The organism is Mycobacterium sp., assembly GCF_052144515.1.
In the GTDB taxonomy this organism is placed as follows: Bacteria; Actinomycetota; Actinomycetes; order Mycobacteriales; family Mycobacteriaceae; genus Mycobacterium.
In genome coordinates, this window is sequence record NZ_JBKQQD010000183.1 from 1 (window position 1) to 7586 (window position 7586).

The window sequence follows — 7586 nt, forward strand, 5'->3', positions numbered from 1 at the left end:
GCAACGACGTCGACGACGCCATCCGCTCCAACTGCGCGCGCTGCTCATCGGTGACCGGCATCGCCGCGGCAGTCATAACAGGCATACTACAAACTACCGCATTATTTAACAGACGGAGCACTAGCGAGAGGCAAGTTGGTGCTCGATCAATTCGCGGTAGATGGGCGTGCGTAACAGTTCGGCGTGAGTGCCGGTGGCCTGGATCCGGCCGTGCTGAAGAACCAGGATTTGGTCGGCGTGGGTGACGGTGGGCAGCCTGTGGGTCACCACGAGCAGGCTGCGCGGGCCGCGGGCCCCAAGCAGGTTGGCCATGACGTCGCCTTCGTTGGCGCGGTCGAGATGCGCGGTTGGTTCGTCCATCAGGATGAGCTGCGACCGCGACAGAAATGCGCGGGCCAGGGCCAGCCGCTGGCGTTGCCCACCGGAAAGGCCGCGCCCACGCTCGAGCACGGGGGTGTCCAGTTGTTCTGGGAGACAGGCGATTTCGTCGGCGATGTTCGCCTGCTGGAGGACGAGCCAGAGGTCGTCGTCGCCGGCGTCCGGATCGGCGATGCGCAGGTTGTCGCGGATGGTGCCGTTGAGCACGGGCGCGTCCTGTTCCAGCAGCCCGAGCCGGCCGCGGAGATCGTCGAGTGGGATGCCGCGGATATCGTCACCATCCCAGCGCACCGTGCCGGCGCGCGGGTCGTGGAAGCGGCACAGCAGCGCCAGGATGGTTGACTTGCCGGAGCCAGACGGCCCGACCAGCGCGGTGATTTGACCTCGGCCGAGCGTGAAGGAGACGTCGTCGAGGACGGGCGTCTCGCCGCGGGAACCATAGGTAAAGGAGACGTGGTCGAATTCGACTAGCGGCGTGGTGTTTTGGCCTGGCGGCCGGCTGTCGATTTTCGTGGCGACGGCGAGTCTTGGGGGGTCGCCTTCCGGAAGTTCGCGCAGAGTGATGGTGAGGTGTTGATACGCGCCGGCTGAGGTGCGCAGGTGGTTGAGTGCGGTGATGCCGGCGGTGACGGGAAAGACCGCGTACATCGCGAAGGCGAACAGGCTGACGAACTGGCCGACGGGTAGGCCGCCGTGGGCGACGCGGCGCCCATCGATGATCATGATCGCCAGAAATGAGCCGGTGACGCCCATCCGGATGATCGACATGTCGGTGGCGGTGGCTAACGCGATGCGGACACCGGACCGGTAGGCGGCGTGCGCGCTGACGCCGATCGATTTCACTTCACGGTCTTCGGCGCCGAATAGTTTTATGGTGCGCGCGGCGCCCAGGGCTCGCTCCAGCCCAGCCGTGTAATCGCCCAGCGCGACTTGGCGGTCCACCGAAGCCCGTTGGATCCGCGACAGAAACGGAGCGCCGGCAGCGAACGCGACCGCCATGACGGCGATCACGACACCAACGGTGGCCGGGTCTATGGAGAGCATGAGGATGCTGGCGCCGAGCAAGGTCAGGGCTCCGAACACAATGTCGGCGACGGCGCGTGGCATCTCCCGCAACAGGCCGGCGTCGCTCGTTCCGCGCGCCAACAGCTCTCCGGTGCGGCCCCGGTCCAATACGCCGATGGGCAGGCGCACAACGTGATTGGTGAAGTCGGCCCGCAACTCCAACACGATCTTCTCGCCGGTTCGTTCCAGCCGAAAATGTCCTAGCGCGTCCAGCAGGAACTGTCCGGCGAGCATGGTCACCAGCACGATGGCCAACGTGAGAATCGGTGCGCCCGCCGCCGCACGGTCGACGAGGCGGCCGGCCAGTAGCGGCTGCAGCAGAGTGAGCACGGTCGCGATGCCGAGCAGCAACATGCTCGTCGTCATCGACTTCCAGTGCGCGCGAAGCAAATTGAGCATGGGATCAGAGCAGTCCGAGTAGCTGCAAGTCGGTGGCGTATTTGATCACGATCGGCGCCGAGATTTGCGGGATGTCCGGATTCTTCTTGTCGGGGCCGAGTTTGGCTTCTTGGACCGCGGCGCGGAATCGCTCGGTCGGCGCATCGGACCCGCGGCTCGGCTCAAAGGGCTGCAAACGCCGGGAATTGCGCGCGAGCAACAACATCTGCAGCACCGAGTGCCGGCGCTGCCGATCCGGTAGGGCACGCAGGCCCGCCTCGAACCGCCGCAGCCACTCGTCAAAGTCGTCGATGCGCTGGATCGGGTAACCGGCCTCGATCAGCCATTCCACGTACTCATCGAGCCCGATGCCGTCGTCGTGCGGGTTCATCACGTGGTAGGTCCGGAACCCCCCTGAAGACGAGCCAACCACCTGGGGGCGCAGCGCGGCGATCGCTTCGGCGACGAATCCGACGGGCAGCCCGTCGAAGTGCGCGGGCTGCCGGTTGCCGTCGCCGTCGAGCGCGTAGAACGAGCCGGGCGCGATCCCGGTGGCCAACAGGCTCAACGCCATCCGGGTGACCGTGTCCGAAACGTTGAGCTGGCCCGCATGCGCGGGGTCGGCCAGGACCATGCCGCAACGGAACACCGAGACCGGCAGCCCGCACAGGTCGTTCGCCTCGCGCAGCAATACCTCGCCGGCCCACTTGCTGTTGCCGTAGCCGTTGGCCGGCCTGCCGTCGACGGCGCGGGTCGGGCTGATGACCCGGATGTCGGCATCCTCGGTGAACGCCGACGGCTCGACCTGGGCGCCCACGTCGGCGGTCGAGACGTAGCTGTAGGCCTTGAGTTTCGTGCTGAGCGCGATGCGGATCAGCTCGGCGGTGCCGACGACGTTCGAACCGAACAGCTCGCTGTAGGGCAGGATCGCGCTGACCACGGCCGCGGAATCGACGATCAGGTCGACGGTGTCGGCCAGCCGCTCCCAGGTCTGCTGATCCAGGCCCAGGTTTTCTTCGCCCTTGTCACCGGCGATGACCTCCAAGTGATCGGCGGCGAGTTCCCTGAAGCGGTACAGCAGTTGCGGGTCGCCTTTCGGGTCGTCGGCGCCGAAGGTCTTCTCCAGGCGGCGCTGCGCGTCCTCGTCGGACTCGCCGCGCACCAGACAGATCAACCTGCCGCCGATGAGCTCCAACTGCTCGAGCAATTCCAGGGCCAGATAACGCCCGACGAAGCCGGTCGCCCCGGTCAGCAGGACCGTCCGCACCTCGGCGCTCGGGCCGGGCAGTGTCGGGGCCGCGGCCAGAGTCATGGTGTCGATGAACTTGTCCAGCGTGAGGTCGGCTGCTTTCAGTTCGCTGGTGCCGCGCCCGTGCACGGCGGCTAAGCGCATTTCGTTAGCCGGGGCGACGTCTGCTCCGCCCAACCGCCGACTCAAGGCCCTGACGGACGGCGCATCGAACAGGGTGGCCACCTTGAGCTGGGCGTCGAGGGCTGCGTTGACGGCCGCGACCACCCGCATCGCCGACAGCGAGTCCCCGCCGAGGTCGAAGAATGAGTCGTCTATGCCGACACTGCCGACACTGTCGGTGCCCAGTATGCGGGCATAGATGGCGGCCAGGATCTCCTCGATCGGGGTGGATGGTGCGCGGTAGCGATCACCGTCCCGGTATTCCGGTGCCGGCAGGGCGCGGGTGTCGAGTTTGCCGTTGACGGTCAGCGGTAGCGCGTCGAGCACCACCACCGCGGCCGGCGCCAGGTAGGAGGGCAGCCGCTCGGCGAGTTGCGTGCGTGCCCCGGACGGGTCTGCCGTGCCGGTGACATAGGCCACCAGACGTTTGTCGCCGGGGCGGTCCTCGCGGACGACGACCGCCGCCTGGTCCACACCGGGCAGTTCGGTCAATGCCGCGGCCACCTCGCCGGGTTCGATGCGGTACCCGCGGATCTTGACCTGTTCGTCGGCGCGCCCGAGGTAATCCAATTGGCCGTCGCCGCGCCAGCTCACCAGGTCGCCTGTGCGGTACATGCGCTGGCCCGCCGCGAACGGGCAGGCGACAAACCGCGACGCCGTCAAAGCCGCCCGGCGCACATACCCGACGCCCACGCCGGCACCGGCCACGTACAACTCACCCACCGCACCCGGCGGCACCGGCCGGAGCCACGCGTCCAGCACAAACAACGCCGCCCCTGCCACCGGCGAGCCGATCGGCGGCGCACCGGAACCCGCCGCCAGTGGTGCGCTCATCGATGCGTCCACCGTCGTCTCGGTCGGGCCGTAGGCGTTGATCATCAACCGCCCGCACGCCCACCGGTCCACCAACTCTGCGGGACAGGCCTCGGCGCCCACCACCAAGGCCATCGAATCCAGACCCTCCGGCGAGAGCATCGCCACCGCAGACGGGCTCTGGGTGAGCACGTCGACGCGCTGGCCGACCAGCAAGTCGTGGAAGTCGCCGGGCGAGCTCGCCACCGATTCGGGTACCACCACCAGCCGACCCCCTCCCAGCAGCGCGCCCCACATCTCCCACGCCGAGACGTCGAAGGCATACGAATGGCACTGCGCCCACACGCCCGCGCGCGGCAGGGCCGCACCCAGCGATTCCACCAGCTGGATGACGTTGTTGTGGGTGATCGCCACCCCCTTGGGCACACCGGTGGTGCCCGAGGTGTAGATGACGTAGGAGATGTCGTCACCGGCCGGTGGCGGTAGCGCCGTGCACGGGTAGTCGATCGCCGGATCCTCGATATCAACCACCAGGAGGTCGTACCCGTCGAGCCGCGGGCGCAGCTCGGCGGTCGTGACGGCTGTCACCGGGGTGGCGTCGGCAAGCATGAACTCCAACCGCGCCGCGGGTTGCGCGGGGTCGATCGGCAGATACGCGGCTCCGGTTTTCAACACCGCCAGGATCGCGACGATAACCTCGGGCGACCTCGAAATTAGCAGCGCCACAGTCGATCCCGGGCTCGCGCCATGGCCGGCCAGCAGGTGCGCCAGCCGGTTGGCGGCTTCGTCGACCTCCCGGTAGGTCCACGACCGCTCGCCGGACACCAGCGCGACCGCCGCGGGCGTACGGGCCGCCTGCGCGGCCCACAGCGCCGGGATCGACACCGAGGCGGGCGCGGGCCGGGTCAACACCGCCCGGTTGCCCCACCGGTCCAGCGTTGTGTGCTCACCCTCGTCGAGCAGATCGATCGACGACAGCCGCGCGGTGGGATCGGCCGTCATCGCCACCAACACCTTCTCCAACCGCCCGATCACCGCCTCGATGCTGGCGGCCTCGAACACGTCGGTGCGAAACTCCACGGCCCCAGCAATCCCGGCCGGTTCACCCGCGTCGGTGAAGCGTTCGGCCAGGGAAAGCGCCAAATCCATAACGGCGGCGTGGGTTTCCACCGGCAACGCCGTGACCTGCGCGTCACCCAGACTCAGCTCGGCGGGGGCGTTGTTCTGCCAGGCCAGCAACACCTGGATCAGCGGGTGATGGGTCTGCGATCGGGGCGGTTGGAGTCGATCAACCAGCACCTCGAACGGCACGTCCTGGTGCTCGTAGGCGGCCAGGCTGCGCTGTCGCACCTGGGCGAGCAACTCGGCGAAAGTAGGATCACCCGCGAGGTCGACCCGCAGCACCAGGGTGTTGACGAAAAAACCCACCAGGCCATCGAGGGCAGGATCACCGCGACCGGCGATCGGGAATCCCACCGCCACGTCGGTGCTGGCGCTCAGCTTTGCCAGCAGCATCGCCAGGGCGGCCTGCACACCATGAAGCTAGTCGAATTGTGCTCGCGCGCAAGGGAAGCCACCCGTCGCTGCAGCGTCGCCGGCCACTCCACCACCACGGTGTCCCCGCGGTAATCAGCCACCAACGGATACGGCCGATCGGTGGGCAGCTCCAGGCAATGGGGCATCCCCGCCAGCGCCTGCTCCCAATAAGCCAACTGCGCGGCGAGGCGGCTGTTGGGGTCCGCGAGATCACCGAGGCTTTCCCGCTGCCACAGCGTGTAATCGACATACTGCACCGGCAATTGCGCCCAGGCCGGCGGCCGCCCCTCACAGCGGCAGGCGTAGGCAGCACCCAGATCGCTGGCTAGCACGCCGACCGACCAGCCGTCGGCGGCGATGTGGTGCACCACAGCCACCAACACGTGTTCGTCGTCGCCGACGCGCAAAAGCATTGCCCGCAAAGGGATCTCGGTAGACAGATCAAAACTGTGGCGCGTCACCTCATCGATGGCCTTCGCGATCCGGGCCGCCGGCCATCCGGTCGCATCGACGACCTCCCAGCCGACATCGGCCCGGTCGTCGCAAACGACGAGCTGCCGCGGTATCCCCTCGGGGGCCACAAACAGCGTCCGCAGGCTTTCATGGCGCGCGACCACGTCGGCCAGGGCCGCGCCCACGGCGTCGGTGTCAACCTGACCGCACAACCGCAACGCCACCGTCATGTTGTAAACCGGTGAGGGCCCGTACAACTGGGCGAGGAACCACAGCCGGCTCTGCGCAAACGACAACGGAATCACCGCGGGCCGCTCCCCCGTCACCAACGGCTCCAGCCGACCGGGATCGCAATTGATGCGGCGGACCAACTGGGCAACCGTGGGCGCCTCGAATACGGTGCGCACGGCAAGGCCGGCATCCAGTGCCTTATTGGCCGCGGCGATCAGGCGCATCGCCAGCAACGAATCGCCACCCAAATCGAAAAACGACTCATTGGTCCCGACCCGCTCAAGCCCGAATACCTGCGCGTAGATGCCCGCCAGGATCTCCTCGACCGGGCTAGCCGGAGCGCGGTAACGACCGACGTCCTGGTATTCCGGTGGCGGCAGGGCGCGGATGTCGATTTTGCCGTTGGATGTCAACGGCAGCGCCTCCGATACCACCACCGCCGCCGGGACCATATACGCCGGTAGCCGCTCGGCCAGCTGGGCGCGAATCTCGGACGGTTCTGCTGTCCCGGTGACATAACCAACGAGACGCTTGTCCCCGGGACGGTCCTCGCGGGCTATCACCACCGCCTGCTCCACCCCGTCCAGCCCGGCCAAGACCGCGCGCACCTCGCCCAGCTCGACGCGATATCCGCGGATCTTGACCTGCTCGTCGGCGCGGCCCAGATAGCGCAGCTGCCCATCGGTACCCCAACACACCAGGTCCCCGGTGCGATACATGCGCGCACCGGGCGCCCCGAAAGGACAGGCCACAAACCGCGACGCCGTGAGTCCGGACCGACGCCAGTACCCGACACCCACCCCAGCACCGGCCACATACAACTCCCCCACCACCCCGGCCGGCACCGGCCGCAACCACCCATCTAGCACGAACAACGCCGCACCCGACACCGGCGAGCCGATCGGCACCGCACTCGACCCGGGCGTTAAGGGCGAACTCATCGCCGCGTACCACGTCTCGGTCGGGCCGTAGGCGTTGATCATCACCCGCCCGGGCGCCCACCGGTTTACCAGCTCGGCCGGGCAGGCCTCACCGGCCACCACCAACGCCGCCGACCCCAACCCCTCAGGTGAAAGCACCCCCGCCGCGGACGGCGTCTGGCTCAAGACACTCACGCACTCAGCAACCAGCAATGCGTGAAAGTCTTCCGGCGAGCCGGCCACCGACTCGGGGGCCACCACGAGCCGCCCACCACCGAGCAACGCACCCCAGATCTCCCAGACCGAGACGTCGAAGGCCAGGGAATGCCACTGCGACCACACGCCCGCCGGCGGCAGATGCGCATGCAACGACTCGATCAGTTGGGTGACGTTGCGGTGAG

General features: G+C 67.8%; 1 protein-coding gene and 1 pseudogene. Both read right to left on the reverse strand.

Annotated elements, in window-relative coordinates; genetic code table 11:
• Window positions 1-120 precede the first annotated feature (120 nt).
• Window positions 121-1809 carry an ABC transporter ATP-binding protein gene (locus ACLP9N_RS12420; protein ID WP_442407690.1) on the reverse strand — a complete coding sequence of 563 codons (1689 nt, stop codon included), beginning with the start codon at window positions 1807-1809 and terminating at the stop codon, window positions 121-123.
• A 37-nt stretch (window positions 1810-1846) separates the two neighbouring features.
• A pseudogene (locus ACLP9N_RS12425) lies at window positions 1847-7586 on the reverse strand (amino acid adenylation domain-containing protein); the annotation flags it as partial.